Here is a 23,418-nt window from a genome sequence, read left to right on the forward strand (position 1 = left end):
GCAGTGCGGGTCGCGCATTGACCGCCCGTCGTTCAGTGGGCGCGTTCGAGCTGGATGGAGTCGAGCGGTTTGCCGACGGTGTTCGGCATGAAGAAGAAGCCCACGCAGCCGCTGATGATCAAGAACGCGCACAGCAGCGCCGCCACCGTCGTGATCCCCGCGCTCGCCAGGTGCGGCACGTAATAGCTCCACACGCCGAGGCACGCGCGTGCCACGCCGAACGTGAAGCCCTGGGCGGTGCCGCGCAGCATCGTCGGGAAGAGCTCCTGGCTGACGGTCTTGTAGAACGCGTCACCCGCCAGCGAGGCACCGACACCGAACAGGAAGGTGTTCAGCAGGATCGTCGGCACCGTGAACGGGAACCACAGGAACAGCGCGTACGCGACGATCTGCATGACCGCGCCCGCCGCCCACAACTGCTTGCGCGTGTGGTGGTTGCGGTCGCTCAGCGGCATGTAGACGAAGACGGTCGCCACGATCCCGATGCCGAATCCCGCGCACGCGAGCGCGACGGAGACGGTCTGGTCGCCCGCACCCAGGTTCTTGACCATGTACGGGGTGAACAGGCCCGCCGTGCCCGCGGCGAGCCCCTGGAAGACGTAGAAGCTGCCCGTCCAGGCGAGCGCCTTCAGGTGGGCGCCGCTGAACAGCGCGCGCATCCGAGCCCTGCTCGCGGCGCCCTTCTCGGCCGCCTTCTTCCACATGGCGGATTCGGTCATGCCCCGGCGCATCGCCCACGTGACGATCGCGACCACGACCAGGTGCAGGAACACGATCCTGATGCCCAGCAGGTTCAGGTGCGACAGCGCGAGCGCCAGCAGCAGCACGATCATGGGGCCGATGTTCCACGCGACCTGGGTCAGCCCCAGCAGCTTGCCGCGCGCCCTGACGGGCGAGAACTCCCCGACGAGCGCGAGCGATGTCGGGACGTCGGCGCCGACGGCGACGCCCACGACGAACGTGCCGAGGAAGAGCATCCACGCGTTCACCGAGAGCGCGATGAGCAGCACGGCCGCCGCGTACACGAGCAGGTCGTACTGGTAGATCCGCTTGCGGCCGAGCTTGTCGCCGAGCCTGCCGCCGATGAAGGAACCGACGGCGGCGCCGATCGCGTTGGGCCCTATGGCGGCGAGCGCGCCCACGCCCGTCAGGCCCGAGGTGGCGAGATGGAGGTGGTCCTGGAACAGCGCGAGACCCGAGCCGATCGCCACGATCGAGCCCGCGTCGAGATAGGACGCCATGCCGGCGAGCGCGGACCACTTCCACTGCTGGCGGCTGATGCCACCGGCCGGGTCGCCGTCCGTGGTCTGCACGTCATCGGGGGAGTCTCCGGCTGTACGGCCGCCGGCTGCCGGTTGTCCCATGCTGCCGCTCCTCGTCGTAGAACGTTCTCCAACCAAGGGGAGGCCACCGTAGGGTCGAGCGCCCGTTCGACGTCAAGACACGTGCGTAAGGTTGTAGAACGTTGTGTGAAACCTTGGCCTTACCCGATCCGGGCGGGCCGGAAAGCGGAGGCGCTTCAATGCACCCGGTCGGCGGCGGGCGCCGTGTGACGATCACGGACGTGGCGAGGCATGCGGGCGTGTCCACCTCGGCCGTCTCCAAGGTGCTCAGGAACGCGTACGGGGTCAGCGACGCGATGCGCGAGCGGGTGCGCGAGGCGATGGACGCGCTGGACTACCGGCCGCACGCGGCGGCGCGCGGCATGCGCGGCCGTACGTACACGATCGGCGTGCTCCTGGACAACCTGCGCAACGCCTTCTTCGCCGACATCCTGGACGGGGTCAACGAGCGGCTGCGCTCCACGGACTACCAGATGCTGCTGGGTGCCGCCGGTTTCGGCGCGGAGGACCAGCTGCGGCTGGCGCGCGCGATGGTCGACCGCCAGATGGACGGGCTCATCCTGATCGGCCCCGGGTTCTCGCGCGCGGAGGTGGTCAGCGCCGCGGCCACGGTGCCGACCGTCGTCATCGGCCACCACGACACGGCGGACGCCTACGACTCGGTGGTGGACGCGGACGCGGAGGGTGCCGCTCTCGTGGTCGACCACCTCGTCGCGCTCGGGCACCGCCGGATAGCCCTGACGTCGGCCCACGGCAACGACAGCGCCGGCTGGTCGGGCACGCCCGAGCGGGTGCAGCGGCGCGGCTACCGCGAGGCGATGCGGCTCCACGGCCTGGACGAGTGCGCGCGGGTGGCGACGACGGCGTACTCGGAGGAGGGCGGGTACCGGGCGGGCATGGAACTGCTCGCGGGCCCCGGCCGGCCCACGGCGGTGTTCGCGGGGGCCGACGTGGCGGCGATGGGCGTGTTCCGAGCGGCGCGCGAGCTCGGGCTCCGCATCCCCGAGGACGTCTCGCTCGCCGGGTACAACAACACGGCGGTCGCCGCGATGGCGCCGGTGCGGCTGACGAGCGTGGACCAGGCGGGCGGGCTGATGGGGTCCACGGCGGCGCGGCTGCTGCTCGAACGGATCGACGGACGCACGCGCGCGGTGCTGATGTCCGTCTCGCCGAGCCTGGTGGTCCGCGGGACGACGGGGCCCGTGCCCGGCTGACAAGTCGGGTGCAACCAGGTCAACTCCCCGCTATTTCAAGGCACTCGCAAGAAAAAGTGTCCCGTTCATGGAGTGAGGGGGCGCCGAACGGAGCAGAGTGTGCACGTCCGATCACCGGTATCGTGTATCCGAAAGGCTGTCATGGCTCTGTCACGTTCGGTCCGCCGTACCTCCCGCTGGCTCGCGCTGGCGACGGCCGTCGCCAGCGCGTTCGCCATCGCCGCGGCCCCCGGCGCCGCGTCACCCGGCGCGCCGGGCATCGGCGACCCGTACTTCCCCGACCTCGGCAACGGCGGTTTCGACGCGCTCCACTACGACCTGGGCGTCACGTACAACCCGGACACCGACGTCCTCGACGGCACGACCACGCTCACCGCGAAAGCCACCAAGGATCTCAGCTCCTTCGACCTCGACCTGCAGAAGCTGACCGTCGACACGGTCAGGGTCGACGGCCGCAGGGCCCACTTCACGAGATCGGGCGACGAACTGGTCATCACCCCGGCGAAACACCTCGCCAAGCATCGCCGATTCCGCGTCTCGGTCGCCTACCACGGCGTGCCGCAGGCCCTCAGCGGCCCGATCGTCTTCGGCTCGCAGTACGGCTGGATGAAGACGAAGGACGGCGTCTTCGTCGCCTGCGAACCCAACGCCGCCTCCACCTGGTTCCCCTCGAGCGACCACCCGAGCGACAAGGCCACCTACGACATACGCATCGACGCGCCCAAGGGGCTGACCGGCGTCTCCAACGGCCGCCTGGTGAACTCGCACACCCGGCACGGCCGCTCGTACTTCCACTGGCGCGAGTCGAAGCCGATGGCGACCTACCTCGCGACCGCCACCATCGGCAAGTTCGACGTGCAGCAGGGCAGGACGCCGGGCGGCATACCGATCTACGTCGCGACCGACCCGGTGCTGCCGAAGGGCAACGTCGACGTCTACAAGGTGACCGCCGAGGCCACCGACTACTGGACCAAGCTGTTCGGCCCTTACCCCTTCGAGGAGACGGGCGCCATCGTGGACGACATGCCGCAGGCCGGCTTCTCGCTGGAGGTCCAGTCGAAGCCCGCCTACTCGGCCGTCCGCAGCGAGTCGACCATCGTCCACGAACTGGCACACCAGTGGTTCGGTGACGAGGTGTCCGTCGCCACCTGGCAGAACGTCTGGCTGAACGAGGGCTTCGCCACCTACGCCCAGTGGCTGTGGGACGAGCACAAGGGCACGCACACGACGCGCGAGGACTTCGTCGACGCGTACAACGCCCGCCCCGCGAGCAGCGACTTCTGGCAGCGGCAGGTGGACGACCCGAAGCACGACACGATGTTCGCCGACGCCGTCTACACGCGCGGCGCGATGACGCTCGAGGCGCTGCGCGAGCGCATCGGTGACACCGCGTTCTTCAAGCTGCTGCCTGCCTGGACCGCCGCCCACCGCTACGGCAACGGCACGACCCAGCAGTTCGAGGCGCTGGCGGAGAAGGTCTCCCACCAGGACCTGCGCGGCCTCTTCCACACCTGGCTCGAGGCGCCCGGACGCCCGGCCCTCCCGTAGCGCACGCGGCCGCCGCCCCGGCCGCCCCGCTCAGGGGCCGGCCGGAGCGGCGGAGCGCAGCGTCACCGCCAGCCGCGCCGCGGTGAACAGCCATGCCGCCACCGCCACCCACAGCAGCACCTCGCCCAGCGTGTGCAGCGCGGGGACATCCGTCGGCGCGGCGGCGGACAGGCAGGCGGCCGCCGTCATCCCGAGGGGGAAGACGGTCGACCAGCGCCGTATGTCGAAGTCCGGCCGCGGCCACCGCACCTCCGACGCCAGCAGCACCGCGTACCAGGCGAGACACAGCGCCACGAGGATGAGCGTCACCCCGCGCAGCACTCCGTGCGACGCCCCGTGCCAGACGGAGTACGCGGCCAGCTTCGACGCGCACAGCGCCGAGATGGCCGGCGCGCCGCCGGCCACCCACTGGTCGCCGCGCCCGGTGCGCAGCTCCCGCAGGTCGAAGCGGACCAGCGCCGCCACGTACAGCAGCAGCCCCGCGCACAGGCAGGCGAGCCCGGCCCACGCCGCCCAGACGCCGACCCCGGCCAGCGCCAGCGTCCCCGCGAGCACGCCCATGCCCTGCGGCGCCACACACACCAGGAACGCCGCCCCCGGCACGCGCGAGCGCCACCGTGCCATCACCGCGTACAGCAGGTACGGGCAGGCCACCGCGGCCAGCGAGAGCAGCGCCTCCGCGACGCTCAGCCCGCCCAGTAGCGCGACCCGCGTGCCCAGCACCGTCGTCGCCGCGACCGCCGTCAGCGCGGGCGGTGTGTCGGCCTCGGAACGCCACCGAGCCCTGTCGCGCAGCAGCCGCGCCGCGAAGTCGTAGGCGAGCAGCAGCCACAGCAGCCCGCCGACCGCGAGCGCCGCGAGCGACGCCGCCTCGTACCCCGACAGGGCGAGACCGATGGAGATGATGCCGGTCGCCATCACGCAGCCGCCGGCGGCGGGCGGCAGCTCGGCCCACCAGTGGCCGGGCACGGCCCACCGGCCCGGAAGGGGTCTCGACGCTTGGGAGGTCACCACACCATCCCACTGCCCGCGCCGCCGCCGCGCCACCCCTCGCGCGCCGAAGAGCTCCGTATCCGGTCCACCCGCCGAGCGACCCGTCAGCCCTGGTGCGGGGTGAGCGGGACGACCGCCTCGGACGTGTGGACGAGGAACGTGAACGTCTCCTGGAAGTACAGCTCCACGCTGGTCGCGTCGTGGCCGAGGTAGCCGATGGACACGTCCTGGCCCAGGCACAGCTCGAAGTCGCCGCCGCGCGCGGACAGCAGGAACGCGCCGTCGATGGCGGGGGCCCAGACGATCTCGCCGTCCAGCAGCCTCGCGATGTGCTCGTGGATCGGGTAGCCGTGGTCCGACGTCTCGCTGACCGCGGTGTACGCGTCGGCGCTGAGCGCCAGCGTGTACGGGCCCTCGACACCGGCCAGGCGCAGCGCGCTGATCGCCTGGCCGATCGCGCCCGGGTAGTCACGCGCCTCGGCGGGCAGCGCGAGCGACGGGTTGGACGAGCTCTCGCGGACGCCGGCGATGCCGGCCGCCGCGTAGCCCTCGAAGACCGCACGGTCCTCGGCGAAGGCGAGGCGCCGCGCCGCGTCCTTGACGGGTCCCCAGTCGGCGTCCTTCGCGCCACGCTCGACGTCGTCGACCTGCTCGCGGTCGACGGTGAAGGGCACCCGCAGCTCCACCAGCGGCTGCGAGCGGCGCGTGTGGGAGAGCACGCCGCGCGCGGGCGGCGCGACCGTGTCCCGGTGCCCCGTGGCGACGGCCGCGAGTTCGGCGCCCGCCGCATCGGGGACGTCCACGATCCGGCGGGCTGCCACGTTGCGCTTGAAGGTACGCCGCGCCTCGTCCTCCAGGTCGGCCCAGGCCGCGGCGGAAACGGGTGCCAGTTCGCGGTGCAGGTTGTTCACGGGGCGGTGCTCCTGTTCAGGTCTCCGATGCCCAGGGTGCCGTCGGCGCCGGCGCCTTCCGGGCTCTCGGTGCGGGTGTGCGGTACGGGACGCTCGCCGGCGGCCGCCGGCGGGTCGGGCAGGTCGTCGAGGAAGTCGGCGGACGGGGCGAAGAAGAGCGTGCCCGTGACCGCCGTGGAGAAGTCCAGGATCCGGTCGTGCGTCGCGTCCCGCGTGCCGAGGAACATGTTGCGCAACATCTCCTCGGTCACCTCGGGCGTGCGCGAGTAGCCGATGAAGTACGTGCCGAACTCGCCGCGTCCCGGGCTGCCGAACGGCATGTTGTCGCGCAGGATCTGCCGCTCCCCGCCGTCCTCGTCCGTCACCGTGTTCAGCGAGACGTGCGAGGTGGGCTCGTCCAGTTCGACATTGGTGAGCTTCGTGCGGCCGATGACCTTCTCCTGCGCCTCCACGGGCAGCGCGTTCCACGCGTCCAGGTCGTGCAGGTACTTCTGCACGATGACGTAGCTCCCGCCCGCGAAGTCCGCGTCCTCGCCCGCTACGAGCACCGCGTCGACCGCCGCCCTGCCCTGCGGGTTCTCCGTGCCGTCCACGAACCCCATCAGGTCGCGGACGTCCAGGTACTTGAACCCTTGCACCTCGTCGGCGACCGTGACCGACCCGCGCAGCCTGGCCATGATCTCGGAGGCGAGGCCGAAACACAGGTCCTGGCGCGTGGCCCTGATGTGGAACAGCAGGTCACCCGGCGTGGCCACGGCCCGGTGGCGCCGCCCCGACAGCTCCTCGAACGGGTGCAACTCGGCCGGGCGCGGGCCGCCGAACAGCCGCCCCCACACCTCGGAGCCGACTGCGGCGACGCAGCTGAGGCGGCCGTCCGGTGCGCCGAAGCCGTAGCTGCGCCGGAGGCCGGGCAGGTCGGCGAGCAGTTCGCGCACGGACTGCTCGCCGCCCTCGTCGACCGTGGCGACCAGGAAGATCGCGACCGTGGTGAGCGGGCTCAGCACCGGCTGCGGCTCCGGGCCCGTGGCTGGTTCGACCGTCAATCCGCTCTCCCGTTCGCTCGTGCCGGGCCCGCGGCCCGCGGCCCGCGAGAGACCGCGCCTTCCCGGCCCTGCCGATCCTAACGGCCTGGTGCGCGGTGGCGAGCGGGCTCCCGACACCTTGCGGTCCTCCCCCAGCCTCCGACCGGGTACCCCCAACGCGTCGACTGCCTCCTCCGCCGTGGACGCGAAGCAGCAGGAGGCCGCCGGCTGATCCACTCTCCATCGCGCACCGGACCTTACGCGCCGGGCGAGCGGAGCGGGATGCCCGCGGGCCGCGAGATCATCCGGCGACGCGGCGCACCTTGACGGTGTTGTCCGTGCGCACCATGTGTGTGCCGTCCGGCGCCTGCTGCACGCGCTCGTGGTCCTCGCAGCGCTCCACCTCCCACTCGCCCTCGGGCAGCCGCAGCGAGGCCACCACCTCGGCGGGCGTCGGCAGCACCAGGTCGGCGTGGCCCGGCTCCCACGGCGCCCCGCCCGAATGCCCGGCGATCAGCAGCACACCGCCGGGAGCGACCGCCGCCGCGGCCGAGCGCAGGACCGTCTCCCGGTCCATCTCGCCCGGCGAGTGCAGGAACTGCGCCGACACCAGGTCGAATGTGCCGGCGGGGAAGCCGGCGCCGAGATCGGCCGCGCGCCAGTCGATACGGTCCGCCACCCCGGCATCGCGCGCGTGCGCACGGGCGCGCTCCAGCGCGACGGGAGAGATGTCCACGGCCGTGACGTCCCAGCCGCGGGCGGCCAGCCACACGGCGTCCGCGCCCTCGCCGCAGCCCAGGTCGAGCGCGCGGCCGGGCCTCAGACCGGCGACCTCCTTGACCATTTCGGTGTTGGGCTCGCCGCTCCAGATGCGCTCACTGCGCCGGTAGCGCGCGTCCCAGAAGTCCTGACCGCCGAGCGGCTCGCCCTGGGACGCCCCGCTCGCGCGGTACGCCATGACGGCGGCCTCGGTGTCCTCGGTGACGAGGTCGGCGTTGATCGCCGCGCCCGCGCGTACGCCCGCCGCCGCGGCGCCGATGACCTGTTCCGTGAGCACCGTGGCGTTGCCCGCCACCCAGACGCCCGGCACGTCGGTCGCGCCCGTCGGGTCGGACGGCACACAGCTGCCGACCACATGCCCCGCCATGGTCTGCTCGGCGGTCGTCAGGCCGAGGCCGTCGAGCAGGGCGTCGCGCGCCGTGAAGCGCGGGGCGATCGCCAGGGCGGTGCGTGGCACCACGAGTTCCCTGCCCACCCTGACGCCTGCGAGCCGGCCGTCCGCCACCTCCAATGCCGTCACCTCGCCGTCCACCACCGAGATGCCCCGGGCGGCCAGCCGCTCGTAGGTCTCGTCGTCAGGTTCGGGCGCCGTGTGCAGGAAGAGCGTCACGTCGTCGCTCCACTGCCGCCACAGCAGCGCCTGGTGCGCGGCGAGCGGACCCGTGGCGAGGACGCCGATCGGCGTGCCGCGGACCTCCCACCCGTGGCAGTACGGGCAGTGCAGCACGTCCCTGCCCCACAGCAGGTCGATGCCCGGCAGCCGGGGTACCTCGTCGACCAGGCCCGTCGCGAGCAGCAGACGGCGCGCCACCACCTCGGTGCCGTCGTCCCGCACGACGAGGAAGCGGCCTCCCCCCGGCAGCGGCGTCGCCGACGCGACGGTGCCGTCGGCGAACGCGCCGCCGTAGCCCGCCACCTCCGCGCGGGCGGCGGCGAGCAGCTCGGCCGGAGGGGTGCCCTCGCGGCCGGGATAGCCGTGGACCCCCTCGGCGGGCGCGTTGCGCGGCTCGCCCCCGTCCACCACCAGCACGGAGCGGCGCGCCCGCGCCAGGGTCAGGGCGCCGCCGAGACCGGCCGCGCCACCGCCGATCACCACCACGTCATAACGGTCCGCATATGCCGACATGCCGCTCTCCTGCCTGTTCTCCCGTTCCTGATCCATCGGGGCGATGGTGGAACGGCAGGGGAGCGTTTGACAAAAGGTATTGCCGAGTCGGCAAATGGAACCATGGCTGACGACGACCTCGCCCATGTGCTGACCTCGGTCGGCCCGCGCCTGCGGGCACTGCGGCAGAGCCGCGGCACCACGCTCGCCGCGCTGAGCGAGACGACAGGCATCTCCCTGAGCACGCTCTCCCGCCTGGAGTCGGGCGGGCGCAGGCCGAGCCTCGAACTGCTGCTGCCGCTGTCGAAGGCGTACGGCGTGCCTCTCGACGAGCTGGTGGGCACGCAGGAGCGGGACGATCCGCGCGTGCGGTCCCGGCCCTTCGTGCGGCACGGCACGACCTTCTTCCCGCTCACCCGGCACCTCGGCGGCCTGCTCGCCTACAAGGCCATCGTCCCTCCCGGCCTGCCGGGCGCCCGGGACGAGCGGCTGGAACAGCGCAGCCACGAGGGCTACGAGTGGCTGTACATCCTGAACGGGCAGCTCAGGCTGGCGCTCGGCGACCACGACCTCACGCTGGCCGCGGGCGAGGTCGCCGAGTTCGACACCCGCACCCCGCACGGGTTCGTCAACGCGGGGGACCGGCCCGCGGAGTACCTCGCCCTGTTCGGCCCCCAGGGCGAGCGCATGCACGTGCGGGCGCGGCCGGCCGAACGCTGAACCGCCCGCCCGCCGGGGTGCTGGGGACAGGCGCCGTGGATGGTCGCTACGGACGCACGATCATCAGGACGGCGACGACCACCCACAGCAGGTTGAAGATCCCCGCCAGCATGGCGAGCCTGCCGGGCGAGACCGCCTCGGCGGTCGCAGTCGCCGTGGCCGCGCCGCCCTCGGCCGGCGCCGCCTCGGCCGCCGGGCCGCCGCCCAGTGCCTCGAGCGCGCTCTGCTGTGCGGGCAGCAGGAAGACGAGGACGCCCGCGGCCACGACGGTCAGGATGATCGACGCGATCAGCCAGGGCTTCCCCATTCCGCCGTGCATGCTCGCAAGGCCGAAGCCGAAGACCGGCACGGCGATGGATATGGCCGCGTAGACGCGGCAGATCCGGTTCAGGACACCCAGAGCGCCGCGTGCGCCCGCGGCGTCCGCACCGGTCGTGGCACGCCGCAGCACGGAGGGGAACATGCTCGACGCGACCATCACGGGCCCCAGCCCGACAATCACCGCGAGCACATGCAGGACGAGCAGGAATTTCGACATGGCCACGAGGCTAGCCCCGCCACTCAGGGCCCTGAGGGCGGGACCGCGCATTGCCCCGCCAGGTTCTCGTGCGATGCTGGGTCCAACTCTGACCATGGCCGGAAAGAGCGTACGGGGAGACGATGGCAGCGACACCGCGGTCTTCGAGGCGGACGAGGAGCGGCGTCTTCGACCGCTTCGCCGCGTCCGACCCCGGATACATCCGGCTGACGTCCGCGCTGCGCACCGTCTGCGCCATCGCGTTGACGCTCGTGGTGCTGTTCGCGCTGCACACGGTCGTCTTCCACCTCGTCGCCGGCGCGATGGCGGCGATGGTCGCCACCTTCGGCGTCCGCGAGAAGACGCGGCCCAAGCAGGCACTCACCCTTGTGCTCGGCCTGTTCACGGCGTGCGTCTCCGTGTCGCTCGGCGCCGTCCTCGCCAGCCACCGCATCCCCAGCGACCTGGTGTTCCTCGCGCTGATCTTCTGCGCCGTCTACGCACGCAGGTTCGGCGACCGCGGCTACACGATCGGGCTGTTCGCCTTCCAGTTCTACTTCGTCTCGCTGTTCGTGCACGCCTCTCCCTCGGCCCTGCCCCAGCTCTGGCTGGCCATCGCCGTGGCCTTCGCGTCCAGCGCGGTCTCCCGCTTCGTCCTCTTCCGGCAGACCACGGTCGGCACGCTCGGCCGCCTGCGCAACGCGTTCCGCGCACGGCTCGCCCAACTCGTCGCGACACAGGTCGAGATGTTCGACGCGACCCCCGACGAGCTGGAGAAGGTGCTCGCCGGCCTGCGCAGGGACACGGCGCGGCTGCACGAGGCCGCCCTGATGATCCAGGGCCGGCTGGACGACGAGCCCGACAGCGTGGCACGGGCCGACGTGCTGCAACGCCGCATCGCCGACGCCGAGATCGCCGCGGAGCGCCTCGGCGTGCTGCTGCTCAACGCGCGCAGCGCCGAGCGCGCCGACACCCTCACGATGCACCTGCCGGGCGCGCCCGTGCCGCGCCAGCCCACCACAGGACCGCTGGGCGCCGACACCACCGCGCTGCTGCGCCGCGACCTGGCCGCCCTCCACCTGCTGATCAGCCGCCTCGGCCCGGAGCACCGCGGCACCGCGCACGTCCGGCTGCGCAACCGGCTCCTGGGCTACCGGGAGGAGGAGAACCTGCCGGCCGGGCCATCCGCCGTGCAGGACGTCTTCCGCGGCGTCGGCGAGGCCACCCGCGCCGTGCTCGGCCTCAGGCTCGCCCTCGACGGCCCGGGCGACGAGTCCGACGACACGGCCGAGACCGCGAGGTCCCGCGAGGAGTTCGAGGCCGAGGCCGTCTCCGCGGGCAGCGCCGAGACGGGCGAGGACGACGAGACCGGGCTGCGCAGGCGCTCCACGCGCGCCGCCTTCCAGGTGTGCGCCGGTTCCGTCCTGGCCATGGCAGGCGGGGAGTTCCTCTCCTCACAGCGCTGGTACTGGGCGGTCCTCACCTGCTGGGTGGTCTTCCTCAACACCTCCTCCACCGGCGAGATCCTCGTCAAGGGCTACCGCCGCCTCATCGGCACCGTCTGCGGCGTCGTCGCGGGTGTCGCGCTCGCGGGTCTGGTGGGCAACCACACCTACACCGCGTTCGGCCTCGTGCTGCTGTGCATCTTCGGCATGTTCTTCACGGCGCCGCTGAGCTACGCGCTGATGTCCTTCTTCGTCACCTCGATGCTCGGACTGCTCTACACGCTGCTGCACACCTACAGCGTCGCCGTGCTCGTCCTGCGGATCGAGGAGACCGCGCTCGGCGCGGCCTGCGGCATGTTCGCCGCCCTGATCGTGCTGCCCGTGAGAACCGGACGGCGCACGGACCAGCAGTTGCGCACCGTGCTGCTGCGGCTCGGTGAGGTGGCGTCGGCGGCGGTCGCCCAGCTCAGCGGCGGTGCCCCGGCCGACCTGCTCGACATGGCCCGCGACCTGGACACCGCGCTCGACGACCTGCGCCGCTCGACTCTGCCCCTCACGCATCCCTTCACGCCCCTGCGGGAGCGGCGCCAGAGCGCCCGCTACCTCGTGGCGCTGCTGGAGAGCGGCGCCTACCACGCCAGGTCGCTGGCGGCGACAGCCGAACTCGTCCCGTACAGCAAGCGGATCGCCGCCGACCCCCGGCTCGCCGGGGCGGGGGACCGCCTCGCCCACAACATCGCCGTGCTCGCGGCGCACGTCGCCGACGAACGCGCCGGCGGCGAGGTCGAATCCGGTGCCAGCATCGCCTCGATGCTGGAGGAGACCGACTCCGAGGCCCTGCGCACCGGATCGGTCACCTTCCGCGTGCTGCGCCACCTGCAGCGGCTGGACGAGGGCGTCATCGGCCTCGCCCGGCCGCTCGGCGTCCCCGTTTCCGGCGTGTCCGGCCCGGAGGACCGTGCCGCCCGCGCGGCCGCCGCGTAGGCACCCTGGCGGACCCTCGGGTCAGGATCCGAGCGCGGTCGCGACCACCCCCTTGGCCTCCTCCTGCACCCGGGCCAGGTGGCCGGCGCCCTGGAAGGACTCCGCGTAGATCTTGTACACGTCCTCCGTGCCCGAAGGGCGCGCCGCGAACCAGGCGGAGTCGGTGGTGACCTTGATGCCGCCGATCGCGGCGCCGTTGCCCGGCGCCTCGGTGAGCACGCCCGTGACCGGCTCGCCAGCCAGCCGGTCCGCCGAGATCTGCTTCGCCGACAGCTTCGCGAGTACCGCCTTCTCCTCGCGGGTGGCCGGCGCGTCGATGCGCGCGTACGCGGGCTCGCCGAAGCGCCCGGTCAGCTCCGCGTAGTGCTCCGACGGACTCCTGCCCGTCACCGCGAGGATCTCGGAGGCGAGCAGCGCGAGGATGATGCCGTCCTTGTCCGTCGTCCACACGGAGCCGTCCTTGCGCAGGAAGGAGGCGCCCGCCGACTCCTCGCCGCCGAACCCCAGCGATCCGTCGAGCAGACCGTCCACGAACCACTTGAAGCCGACGGGGACCTCCACCAGGCTCCGGCCGAGATCCGCCGCGACCCGGTCGATCATCGAGGACGACACCAGCGTCTTGCCGATCCCCGTGCCCGCCGGCCACCGGTCCCGGTGGCCGTAGAGGTACTGGATCGCCGTGGCCAGGTAGTGGTTCGGGTTCATCAGGCCCGCGTCGGGCGTGACGATGCCGTGCCGGTCGGAGTCCGCGTCGTTGCCCGTGGAGATCTGGAACCTGTCACGTTGCCCGATCAGCGACGCCATCGCGTGCGGTGACGAGCAGTCCATCCGGATCCTGCCGTCCCAGTCCAGCGTCATGAACCGCCACGTCGGGTCCGTCAGCGGGTTGACGACCGTCAGGTCGAGCCTGTGCTCCTCGGCGATGCGGCCCCAGTAGGCGACGGACGCGCCGCCCAGCGGGTCGGCGCCGATCCGCACGCCCGCCCCGCGGATCGCGTCGAGGTCGAGCACGGACGGCAGGTCCGCGACGTAACGGCCGAGGAAGTCATAGCGGTCCGTGGTATCGGCGGCGAGAGCCCGCGCGTACGTCACGCGCCGCACGTCGCCCAGGCCGGCCGCGATGATCTCGTTGGCCCTGTCCTGGATCCAGCCCGTGGCCTCTGAGCCGGCGGGGCCCCCGCTCGGCGGGTTGTACTTGAACCCGCCGTCGGCCGGCGGGTTGTGCGACGGCGTCACCACCACGCCGTCCGCGAGGCCCGAGGAGCGCCCGCGGTTGTGCGCCAGGATCGCGTGCGACACCGCGGGCGTCGGCGTGTACCCGTCGGCCGAGTCGATCAGGAGCCGCACGCCGTTGGCCGCGAACACCTCGCTCGCCGTCACCTTCGCGGGCTCGGAGAGCGCGTGGGTGTCGGCGCCGAGGAACAGCGGGCCGTCCGTGCCCCGGCGCGCCCGGTACTCGCAGATCGCCTGGCTCGTCGCCGCGATGTGGTCCTCGTTGAACGCGGCGGCCAGGGAGGACCCCCGGTGCCCGGACGTACCGAACGCCACGCGCTGTCCGGGCTCGCCCGGGTCCGGATGCAGCGCGTAGTACGCCGTCACCAGCCGGGCCACGTCCGTGAGGTCCTCCGGCCCGGCCGGTCGGCCCGCTCGCTCGTGCGCCATCTGCCCACTCCTCCGTCTCGGTCGTCCCGCGATCGATCTGCTGCCTCATCCTCTCAAGCCATGGCTCCACCAGGCGCGTCTTTGTCCACAGGGCCGGTCTGACAGTGTGACGAATGCTCGTGGCGTACCCGTGTCAAGGCCGCCCGGTGCACACCACCCGTACCGATATCCGGCCCGTACGCACCGTCAGCTCCTGCCCGGCCAGGCCCGCATGCCCGTCGCCGTGCCGTCCGTCCACCAGCCACAGGTGGACCGCCGAGCCCAGCAGCAGCGGATCGAGCTCCGCCCTGCGCGTGCCCCAGGCGCGCTCGGACGCCGCCTCCACGACCGTTCCGCCGCGCAGCGCCACCAGGCAGCGGTGCGGGCCGAGCGCCGCCACCAGCACTCCCGCGCCCGGGTGCCGCGCCGCCGCGGCACGTACCCATTCGGCCGCGGGCACCTCCGCGTCCGCTGTCGTGCGGGCGATGACGTCCGCGCTGCCCAGCCAGTGGCGCAGGGTCTCCTCGGCCGCGACCGCGTAGAAGCCGCGCGCCCGGTCGTGGTGGTCCGCCACCACGGGCCACCTGCGCACCTCCACGGCCCCGTCGTCGGTGACCCGCCCCGTCACGTCGTACACGGTCGGACGGCGCGGCTCGGCCGGCTCGGGCGGCGGCACCGGGTCGGGGCGCGGCGGCCTCGCGGGTGGGCGCACCCCGCGCTCCAGCAGGAACTCGTACATCCGCCGCCTGGTGGACTCTCCGGACGAGTCGACGCCGCCGAGTTGCCGGTCGACCACCGGCCGCAACAGGCCGGGATCATGCGCGGCCTCCGCCGCGAGCAGTTGCCCGTACAGGTCGGCGTCCGGGTCGAGCCGCGGGGCGCGGCGGCCGAACTCGGCGGCGGGGGAGCGCGGGTCGAGCTCCTCGAGCCCGGTCGCCGCGAGCACGGTGACCCGCTCGGCGGCCGCCGAGTAGAACGTCGTGCTGCCGTGGTCGCCGACGACCCAGTCCGCCGCGACCACCGCGGCCCGCCACCCCTCGTGCGGCGGGATCAGCCGCAGCCCCGCGTCGAGCGCGGCGCCCAGCCGTTCCGCCACCCCGTGGGCGCCTTCGCGCGCCCAGACGTTGGGGTGGAGGACGGCGGCGACCACGAACTCGTCGGCGGGCAGCGCCGTCACCAGGTCGAGCGGCAGGTCCGGCCGTCTGCCGAGCAGCGAGTGCTCGCTCCAGGTCGAGTGCACGACCACGAGCCGCCTGCCGCCCACCGCGCCGAGCCGCGCCCGGTACAGATCGCGGTGCGGCAGGCTCGCCAGGATCCGCTGGAAGCACCAGTCGCCCACGACCGTCGCGTACGGCACGGCCTCGGGGCAGGTGCGCGCCAGCCGCTCGATCTGCTCCTCGTGCGAGACGCCGATCGCCGCGGGAACGACCCTGCCGTGCCGCATCAGCTCCCTGCGCGAGAGCCCCGCGGGCGAGGAGGCGTCGCCCGTCGACTCGGTGACCAGCCGGTTGTAGCCGGCGCCGTGCGGCAGCACCATCAGCGGTGCGTCGAGGCGCCGCATCGAGCTGTGCACCGAGCACGCCACCGCCAGGTCGAACGACCGGCGCGTCGCCTCGCGCCAGCTGAGCACCCGCACGCCGGTGGACGCCAGGTACTCGCCGAGGCCCTCGCCGAACGCGGAACCCGGGTTCACCGCGCAGTACTTCTCGATGCCGTCCTCGCGGCGCAGCAGCCGCAGCACGTCGAGCACGCGCGTGGCGGACGTCAGATTGCGCGCCACGCCGATGACCGAGGCACGCGGCGGCTCGAAGGTGTCCCAGCGGGAGCGCGCGGGCGGCGCGGCGAGGCGGCGGCGCAGCGCCCGCGGCAGGGGCACCAGTCTCGTCATCTGCGTGCGGCCTCTACGTGTCCTCGTCGGTGCGTACTGCCCCGGTGCGGTCTCCCGCCGGCGGCTCCCGCGGTCGTCGCACGTGACTCTAGTGCGGATCAGGCGCGGCGCCGCGCGGCCGCCGCCCGCCGGAACCGCTCACCGCACCACCGCGTCCCTTGCGGGCATGGACGACAGGACCGCGGAACAGACCGAGTGGCCAACGGCGCGCAGGGCCCCGAAGCGCAACGACGGCGCCGGTTGCCTGCTCGCCGGACTCGGCGCGGTGGCCGCACCGCTCGCCTGGGCGCCGCGGGCCGCGATCAGCGTCGGCGGAGGGTTCGAGGGCCAGGCCCGCGACCTGAGCGTGCTCTTCGTCGACCTGCCGCTCGTCGTGCTCGGCGGCGCGCTGGTCCCGCTCCTCGCCTGGGCCCTGGCCGGCAGGTGGGTGCGCCGCCCGTGGGCCGCGCCGCTGGTGGCCCTGGCGGTGCTCGCGCTCGCGGTGTGGGGTCTCACGGAATGGTGGACGCCACGCCACCAGCAGGGCGCCGGCCACGGGCCGATCTGACGCCCTGCACCGCAGCCGTGCGTACGCCGTGATCATCGACGCCACGCAGTCCGCTGCAGCCCGAGCGGCGGAGTTCTGGGCGCAGCCCTCGGGGCCACCGCCCGCCGGCACCGCACTCCGCCTCGCGCCACGAGGGGCTCGCGGGCCTGATCACCGCCGTTCAGCTTCGAGCGCGAGCGGGCGCCGCTTTTCAGCCCAGCACGTCCGGCTGCCCGTCCTCGCGCGCCTGCCGCAGCTCGCGCAGTTTGCCCGCCGCCCTCTCGCGCAGCACCGCCTGGTCGGCACGTTCCGCCAGCCACGCCAGCAGGTCGAGCGCCTGGTCGAGCTTGGGGATCAGGCGCTGCGCGTACGCGCGTTCCGCGGCGGTGACCGCGGTCGCGACCGCCTCGTCCGTGCGTCCGAGCGCGTCAAGCGCCCGCGCGGTCACGATCCCGAGCCGGGTGCGCATCGCCAGGTCGCCCGTCGCCTCGGCCCGCCGCGCCGCCTCCGCCAGCACGTCGAGTGCCCCGGAGGCGTCACCCGAGGCGAGGAGCGCCTGGCCGACCTGGTACGCCTGCACCACCATGCCGTGCTCGTCGCCCTCGTTGGCCCGCAGCGCCTCGCGGAACAGGCCGACCGCCTCGCCCGGCCGGCCGAGCCTGAGCGCGATCAGCCCCTGCGTCTCGCGCACGACGCCCGTCAGCCGAGGGTCGGAAACGGCGGGCAGCAGCTCGCTCGCGGCCGCCAGCTGGGCGCGCGCCTCGTCGTACTCGGCCAGCCCGTCGTGCACGCGGGCCAGATGGTTGCGCATCCTGACCTCGACGTCGTCACGACGCTCCCAGCGTGCCGCCTCGATGCCGAGCAGGTACGCCTCCAGGGCGTCCGCCCAGTGGGCGCGGCTGTGGTACAGCGCCCACAGGGACTCGCACAGCCGCCAGACCGCGTCGTACCACCGCTCCTTCGAGGCGGCGCGCAGCACCGCGAGGACGTTGGCGCGCTCCGCGTCCAGCCAGTCGAGCGCCTCGCCGGTGTCGCCGAACAGCGGTCCCGAGGGCGACAGTTCCGCCATGGTGCGGGACGGCGGCGGCTGGATGCGGAAGCGGGTGTGCAGCACGACGGCGTCCGCGTGCGCCACCGCCTCGACGTAGAAGTCCACGACGCGCCGCAGCGCCGCCGTGCGCTCCGCCTCGGGCAGGGCGGCCGCGGCCTGCCGCGTGTGGCTCCTGACCGCGTCGTTCATCCGGAACCTGCGCGGCCCGCTCCGCGCCTCGGTGAGCTGCGCCAGGTGCGCCGTCACCAGGTCGCCGAACGCGTCGTCCACCCGGGGCGCACCGGCCGCCTCGGCGACGGCGACCGTGACGGTGTTGCCGGGAAGGCAGCCGATCAGCCGGTACAACGCCCGTGAGTGCTCCGGCAGTTCCGCCAGCACCGCGTCCAGGACCACGCCGACCCCCTCGATCTCCCCGCCGGATCCGTGCCCCTGCGCGGTGAGCGCCCGCACGACGGCGTCGAGCCCCAGATGCGGCCGGCCGGCCAGCCACTCGCCCGCGGCGCGCAGTGCGAACGGCAATCCGCCGCACAGCCGCACCAGTTCGGCCGCCGTTCCCGCCGCGGCCGTCACCTGCCAGTTGCGTACGAGGGCGACACCCGCCGCCTCGTCCAGCGGGTCCACCGTGATCTGCGCGGCGCCGTCGAGCCTGAGCGCGGGCAGCCAGGTGCGGCTCGTGACCACCAGCAGCCCGTCGGGCGGCACCAGCGGCCTGACCTCGGGAGCCTGGCGCGCGTTGTCCGCGACGACCAGCAGGCGGCGACCCGCCGCGACGCTGCGGAACTCCGCCGCGCACGCGGCGGGATGACCGGGCGCCTCGGCGCGGCCGGGCTGCAGCGCCCGCAGGAAGCCGGCGAGCACGCCCGTCACGTCGACGACGCCGTCGCGCCTGAAGTCGTCGAGGTCCACGTACAGCTGGCCGTCCGGGTAGCTCTCGCGCAGATCGCGGTGCACCCACTGGGCCACCAGTGCGGTCTTGCCGACCCCGCTGAGTCCGGTCACGGCGACGATGGACGAGCCGCCACGCCCGCCGGCGGGCGTGGCGGCCGAGGCGCGCAGCCCGGCCAGCTCCCGCACCCGGTTGACGAACACGCCGCGCGGGGGCGGCACCTGCCGGGGGATCGGCAGCTCGCGCGGTGGCTGCGCGTTGATGGTCAGGGCGCCGATCCGCTCGGCCATCACCATGCCGGAGACCACGGCGTGGCCCGACACCGAGTTGAACGTCGAGCCGGCGGCCCCCGGGGCGGCCGCGCCGGCCGAACCGGTCCCGTCGGCCTCCGCGGCCTCGTCCACGCGATCCCCCTCCATCTCCACCACCGGCACCGTCCCCTTCGTCCCGGACGTGCCGTGTACCGCTGGGCGGCCACAGCGTATTGCCTCACGGGCGGCCACGGCAGGGCCGGGCCCACCCCAAGGTCTCCCCAAACCGTGCGGGTGACGTGACGGGCAGTGTTGACGTCGTGCCTTCCAGTGACTGACTATCGCACGGTGCGCGGCGGGCCGGCCGTGCACCTGAGGACGACAGATCGGAGCGCTGTGCCGCCGCGCTATCCCACCGTCGGTGAACTGACCGCGCGTGCCGGCGCGCTGGCCGCCGCCCACCCCGGGCGCGCCACCGTGCGCCGCATCGGCTCCTCACGCGGCGGCGAGCCGCTGACCCTGCTGACCGTCGGCGGCGGTGGCGACCGCGACGTCCTCGTCGTCGCGGGGCCGCACGCCAACGAGCCCGTCGGCGGCGCGACCGCCCTGAGGATCGCCGAGCACCTCGTCTCCCGCGAGCGCGACGACGGCCCCGGCGCCGCCACCTGGCACCTGCTGCTGTGCCTCGACCCCGACGGCGCACGCCGCAACGAGCGCTGGCTGAACGGGCCGATGACGTTCGACCACCACTTCAGGCGCATGTTCCGGCCCAACTTCTACGAGCAGCCCGAGTGGCTGCACGCGCGCTCCGAGGCCGAACTGCTGCCGGAGACCCGCGCCCTGATCGACCTCCAGGACGAGGTGCGCCCCTTCCTCCAGTGCTCGCTGCACGGTGTCGACGTCGGCGGCAGCTTCGTGCAGCTCACGCGCGACCTGCCGGGGATCGCGCGGCCGCTCGCGAGGTCCGCCGCGCGGCTGGGCATTCCCGTGGAACTCTCCCCGTTCGACGCCTTCTTCTGGCCGAGCCCCGGCACCGGAGTCTTCGACATGCCGCCCCCGAGCAGGCGCGACCAGTTCGCGGTCGCGCTGTCGTCGAGCCACGCCTCCACCTGGTACCACCCCTACGCGTACGGCACGGTCACCGCGATCGTCGAGGCGCCGATGTGGGCGGCCGACGAGATAGCCGACCCCTCGCCGCACCCCGACCCGTGCGGAGCCATGGCGCTTGCGAGCCGTACCACGGAGCGCGACGCGGCGTTCCTCGCCGATACGGCCGAGCGGGTCAGGCCGCGCATCCCGGACCACGGGATGCCGCTGCTGCTCACCGTCGACGAGTTCCTGCGCAGCTGCCCCTCGCTCGTCGACGAGTGGCGGCCCGAGTCCTTCGCCGCGTTCCCCGGCGGCCTCGGGGGCTTCAACCGGGCGCAGGTGCTCGCGCTGACCATCGCCGCGCGCCGGCTCGTCCTGCGCACCGCGGGCATGCTCTACCAGGCCGTCGAGGCGTGCGGGCCCGGGGCGCGGGACGTGCGGGAGCGCCTCGACCGGTTCCTCACCGCGCGCTGCGCCGCGTTCGAGGAACGGTGCAGGCCGCGCTGGATCCCCGTCGAGGACCAGGTCGAGCACCAGTTCAGGGTCGTGTGCGCCGCCTTCGAACTGGCCGCGGGCGGCGCCCACTCCGACGGCGCGGCCGCCGTGCCCGCCTGATCGCGGCGAGGCCGCACCGGCCCGTGCGGCGGCGCACGATACTCCGCCGATGTTCATCGCGGGATCGACACGCCGAACACGGGCAGGAATCGATCCGGATCGCTGCCCCGCGCACGGCGCCGGCGCTAACCTCGGCAGCCACGGGTTCGTCGCGTGGCGAGGCACGGAGCGAGAGGGGGCGCAGCGGATGGTCGCCGGCCCCGGCCTCTCCCGAGGCCTTCCCCTGCTGGAGCGCGAGCCGGAACTCGCGGCCGCGGCGCGCGCGGTGCGGGCCCTGTGCGCGGGAACCGCCGCGGGCACGGCGGCCGCCGCGGACGGCCGCGGGGACCCGGGCACGCGCGCCGCGCCCACGGGCGGCGTGCTCGTCTACCGCGGCGCGGCGGGCCTCGGCAAGACCGCCCTGCTCGCCGAGGTCCGGGCGATCGCCGCGGAGCGCTGCGTCGTGTGGTCGGCCCGCTGCGGCGAGGCGCTGTCCTCGGTGCCCTTCCACGTCGCACGCCAACTGCTCCAGCCCGCGCTCACCGCGGGCCCGGGCGAACTGCTCGGCGAGTGGTACGAGGCGGCGGGCCCGGCGCTCGGCGTCGCGCCGCCCGGCGCGCAGTACGGCGACCCCCACCGGGTCAGGGAAGGCCTCGAAGCCCTGACGCACGGTCTCACGGACGCCTACGGGCCCCTGCTGCTGCTCGTCGACGACGCGCAGTGGGCCGACCTGGAGACCCTGGCCTGGCTCGCGTCCTTCGCCCGCGCGCCCGGACCCGGACTGCCCGTCCTCCTCGTCGTCGCCTACCGCACGGAGGACGCCATCGGCGCCGCGGCCGAACTGCTGGCAACCATCGGCGAGTCCGCGCGGCTCGTCGGCACCCTCAAACCCCTCACCGCGGACGCCACCGCGCGGCTCGCGAGGACCGTGCTCGGACCGCGCGCCGACGCGGCGTTCTGCCACGAGGTGTGGGCCGTCACCGGCGGCAACGCGTACGAGGCGGTCGAGCTCCTCGTACGCGCACGCGACAGCGGCATGGACCCCGTCGGGGCGTCGGCCGCCGCGCTGCGGGGGCTCGGCGCGTCGACCCGCGGCAGCGGACTCGTGCGGCGCCTGGCGGAACTCGGCACCCCCACCATCCAGTTCGCCCGCGCCGCGGCGGTCCTCGGCACCGGCATCCACCTCGCGACCGCCATGGCGGTCGCCGGCATGGGCGGCGCCGATGCGGAAGGGTGTGCCGAGCGGCTGCGCGCGGCACGCATACTCGTCGGCACCGACCCGCTGGAATTCGTCCACCCGCTGATCGCGAGCGCTGTCTACCGGGCGATCCCGCCGGCCACCCGCACCGCCCTGCACGGCAGGGCCGCTTGGGTCATCACCCGTGGTGGCGGGGGAGCGGCCGCCGCCGCGCCGCACCTGCTCGAAGTGCACCCGGACGGCGACCACGAGCTCGTCAGGCAGCTGCGTGAGGCGGCGGCCGAGCACCTCGCCGTCGGCGCGCCCGACGCGGCACGCCGCTGCCTGCGGCGCGCGCTGGACGAGCCGCCGCCGGCGGCGGAACGCGCCGCGGTGCTCTACGAACTCGGCTGCGCAACGCTCCTGACCGCGCCCGCCACCACGGTCGGCCACCTGCGCGACGCCTTGGAGGGCCCGGGGCTCGCCGGCGGCGACCGTGTCAAAGCCGTACTCAAACTCGCGCAGGTCCTGGCACACACCGACCGCGGCGCCGAGGCGGCGGCGATGCTCGCCGCCGAGGCCGAACTGTGCCCACCGGGGCCGCTGCGGGACCGGTACACCGCGGTCCGCTTCCTCTGGGAGGGCTTGCAGGCAGGGGAGGCGCAGGGCCCGCAGCGCTCCCGGCGACTCGCCGACGCCACCGTGCACCTGACGGGAGAGGGGAGCACAAAGCGCGTCCTGCTGACGCTGCGCGCCTTCGACGCCGCGGTGCGCGGCGAGAGCGCCGCGCTGAGCGTCCGCACAGCGGAGCGCGCCCTCGTCGGTGGCGGGCCGGCGCCCGGGCTGCACTGGACCGACACCGAGTGGGGCTTCGAGGTGCCCGCGCTGCTCGGTCTCGCGTACGTCCTCACCGACCGGCTCGACCGGGCCGAGGCACTGTTCACCGAGGCCCTGCGCGACTTCGAGCTCTCCGGCTGGAGCGGCGGGCACCTCGCGTTCGCGCACGCCATGATGGGCCTGACGCACCGCAGGCGCGGCCGCCTCGCCGAGGCCGAGGGCTACCTGCGGGAAGGCGTACGGCTCGCCGACGGAGTCGGCGACCTCCTGCCGGTGCGCGCGCAAGCCGTCTGCGTGCTCGTCGACACTCTGCTCGCCCGCGGCCACGTCGAGCGCGCCGCCGCGTGCGCCGAGCGCTACGGCTTCGGGCCGCCGTACCCGGCGACGATGCTGCTGCCCGACGGCGCGTGCGTGCACGGCAGGCTGCTGCTCGCCCTCGGCCGCACCGAGCAGGCGGTCGACGAGCTGGAGGCCGCGGGACGCGCGCTCACGGGGCGCGGCAGGCACAACATCGTCGCCGGGCCCTGGGCGCTCGACCTGGCCCGCGCACTCGCCGTCACCGACCCCGCGAGGGCAGCCGAGCTCGCCGGGTACGTACAGCACGAGGCCGCGCGGCTCGGTACCAGGACCGCCATGGGCGAGGCGCTGGTGTGCGCGGCGTCGCTGCGGCAGGGGCGGGAGCGCACCGGGCTGCTGGAGCGGGCGGTGGACCACCTGGAGGCCTCGCCCTCCGGGTACGAACTGGCGCGTGCGCGGGTCGAGTACGGCATCGCAACCGGATTCACCGCCGAACTCTCCCTCGGCCACGACCTCGCGGTCGGGTGCGGCGCCGACGGCCTGGCCGCACGGGCGAACAGGGCGCTGGAGTCGACCCGGCTGCGGCACTGACCGGGCCG

Annotated in this window: 16 protein-coding genes; 7 read left to right on the forward strand and 9 right to left on the reverse strand. The window is 73.9% G+C overall.

Features of this window, described 5'->3' with window-relative positions; all coding sequences use genetic code 11:
- Positions 1 to 32: 32 nt before the first annotated feature.
- Complete coding sequence (locus tag IH48_RS0130660; protein ID WP_078850158.1) at positions 33 to 1,364, reverse strand: MFS transporter; 1,332 nt, start codon at positions 1,362 to 1,364, stop codon at positions 33 to 35.
- Positions 1,365 to 1,522: 158 nt separating this feature from the next.
- On the opposite strand from IH48_RS0130660, the gene IH48_RS0130665 reads away from it, so the two are divergent.
- A complete protein-coding gene (locus IH48_RS0130665; protein WP_030912000.1) occupies positions 1,523 to 2,557 on the forward strand; it encodes a LacI family DNA-binding transcriptional regulator in 1,035 nt (344 codons plus the stop codon).
- A 141-nt stretch (positions 2,558 to 2,698) separates the two neighbouring features.
- Positions 2,699 to 4,105, forward strand: a complete 1,407-nt coding sequence (locus IH48_RS0130670; protein WP_030912003.1) for a M1 family metallopeptidase — start codon at positions 2,699 to 2,701, stop codon at positions 4,103 to 4,105.
- 30 nt (positions 4,106 to 4,135) lie between these two features.
- On the opposite strand, the gene IH48_RS0130675 is transcribed toward IH48_RS0130670, so the two are convergent.
- From IH48_RS0130675 to IH48_RS0130690, 4 genes are all read right to left on the reverse strand, one after another.
- On the reverse strand, positions 4,136 to 5,116 hold the full coding sequence (locus tag IH48_RS0130675) for a tellurite resistance/C4-dicarboxylate transporter family protein (RefSeq protein ID WP_234434443.1): 981 nt from the start codon (positions 5,114 to 5,116) through the stop codon (positions 4,136 to 4,138).
- 86 nt (positions 5,117 to 5,202) lie between these two features.
- Positions 5,203 to 6,009, reverse strand: a complete 807-nt coding sequence (locus tag IH48_RS0130680) for a family 1 encapsulin nanocompartment shell protein (protein ID WP_030912009.1) — start codon at positions 6,007 to 6,009, stop codon at positions 5,203 to 5,205.
- On the reverse strand, positions 6,006 to 7,052 hold the full coding sequence (locus tag IH48_RS0130685; protein WP_030912012.1) for a Dyp-type peroxidase: 1,047 nt from the start codon (positions 7,050 to 7,052) through the stop codon (positions 6,006 to 6,008). Before IH48_RS0130685 ends, IH48_RS0130680 begins: the two co-directional genes overlap by 4 nt.
- A 280-nt stretch (positions 7,053 to 7,332) precedes the next feature.
- Positions 7,333 to 8,973 (reverse strand): methyltransferase domain-containing protein, encoded by a 1,641-nt coding sequence (locus tag IH48_RS0130690; protein WP_234434444.1) that lies wholly within the window; start codon positions 8,971 to 8,973, stop codon positions 7,333 to 7,335.
- A gap of 66 nt (positions 8,974 to 9,039) precedes the next feature.
- On the opposite strand from IH48_RS0130690, the gene IH48_RS0130695 reads away from it, so the two are divergent.
- Positions 9,040 to 9,636, forward strand: a complete 597-nt coding sequence (locus IH48_RS0130695; protein ID WP_030912018.1) for a helix-turn-helix domain-containing protein — start codon at positions 9,040 to 9,042, stop codon at positions 9,634 to 9,636.
- A gap of 46 nt (positions 9,637 to 9,682) precedes the next feature.
- Here IH48_RS0130695 and IH48_RS0130700 read toward each other — a convergent pair whose 3' ends face one another.
- Entirely contained in the window at positions 9,683 to 10,174 is a 492-nt protein-coding gene (locus tag IH48_RS0130700; RefSeq protein WP_030912021.1) for a membrane protein, read from the reverse strand.
- 122 nt (positions 10,175 to 10,296) lie between these two features.
- Here IH48_RS0130700 and IH48_RS0130705 point away from each other — a divergent pair, with 122 nt between their 5' ends.
- Positions 10,297 to 12,582 (forward strand): FUSC family protein, encoded by a 2,286-nt coding sequence (locus IH48_RS0130705; RefSeq protein WP_030912024.1) that lies wholly within the window; start codon positions 10,297 to 10,299, stop codon positions 12,580 to 12,582.
- Between the two features lie 21 nt (positions 12,583 to 12,603).
- Here IH48_RS0130705 and pgm read toward each other — a convergent pair whose 3' ends face one another.
- Together pgm and IH48_RS0130715 are read right to left on the reverse strand one after the other, a co-directional pair.
- Positions 12,604 to 14,244, reverse strand: coding sequence for a phosphoglucomutase (alpha-D-glucose-1,6-bisphosphate-dependent) (pgm, locus tag IH48_RS0130710; protein WP_030912026.1), 1,641 nt, complete (start codon positions 14,242 to 14,244; stop codon positions 12,604 to 12,606).
- A 133-nt stretch (positions 14,245 to 14,377) separates the two neighbouring features.
- Entirely contained in the window at positions 14,378 to 16,111 is a 1,734-nt protein-coding gene (locus IH48_RS0130715; RefSeq protein WP_030912028.1) for a hypothetical protein, read from the reverse strand.
- A 166-nt stretch (positions 16,112 to 16,277) separates the two neighbouring features.
- On the opposite strand from IH48_RS0130715, the gene IH48_RS33770 reads away from it, so the two are divergent.
- A complete protein-coding gene (locus tag IH48_RS33770; protein ID WP_037843773.1) occupies positions 16,278 to 16,658 on the forward strand; it encodes a hypothetical protein in 381 nt (126 codons plus the stop codon).
- A 190-nt stretch (positions 16,659 to 16,848) separates the two neighbouring features.
- On the opposite strand, the gene IH48_RS0130725 is transcribed toward IH48_RS33770, so the two are convergent.
- Positions 16,849 to 18,978, reverse strand: coding sequence for a hypothetical protein (locus IH48_RS0130725; protein ID WP_158710381.1), 2,130 nt, complete (start codon positions 18,976 to 18,978; stop codon positions 16,849 to 16,851).
- A 195-nt stretch (positions 18,979 to 19,173) separates the two neighbouring features.
- Here IH48_RS0130725 and IH48_RS0130730 point away from each other — a divergent pair, with 195 nt between their 5' ends.
- Entirely contained in the window at positions 19,174 to 20,529 is a 1,356-nt protein-coding gene (locus IH48_RS0130730; protein WP_158710382.1) for a M14 family zinc carboxypeptidase, read from the forward strand.
- Positions 20,530 to 20,716: 187 nt separating this feature from the next.
- Entirely contained in the window at positions 20,717 to 23,410 is a 2,694-nt protein-coding gene (locus tag IH48_RS0130735; protein ID WP_030912039.1) for an AAA family ATPase, read from the forward strand.
- Positions 23,411 to 23,418: the final 8 nt, after the last annotated feature.

The organism is Streptomyces sp. NRRL F-5126 (assembly GCF_000721265.1).
Taxonomy (GTDB): domain Bacteria; phylum Actinomycetota; class Actinomycetes; order Streptomycetales; family Streptomycetaceae; genus Streptomyces.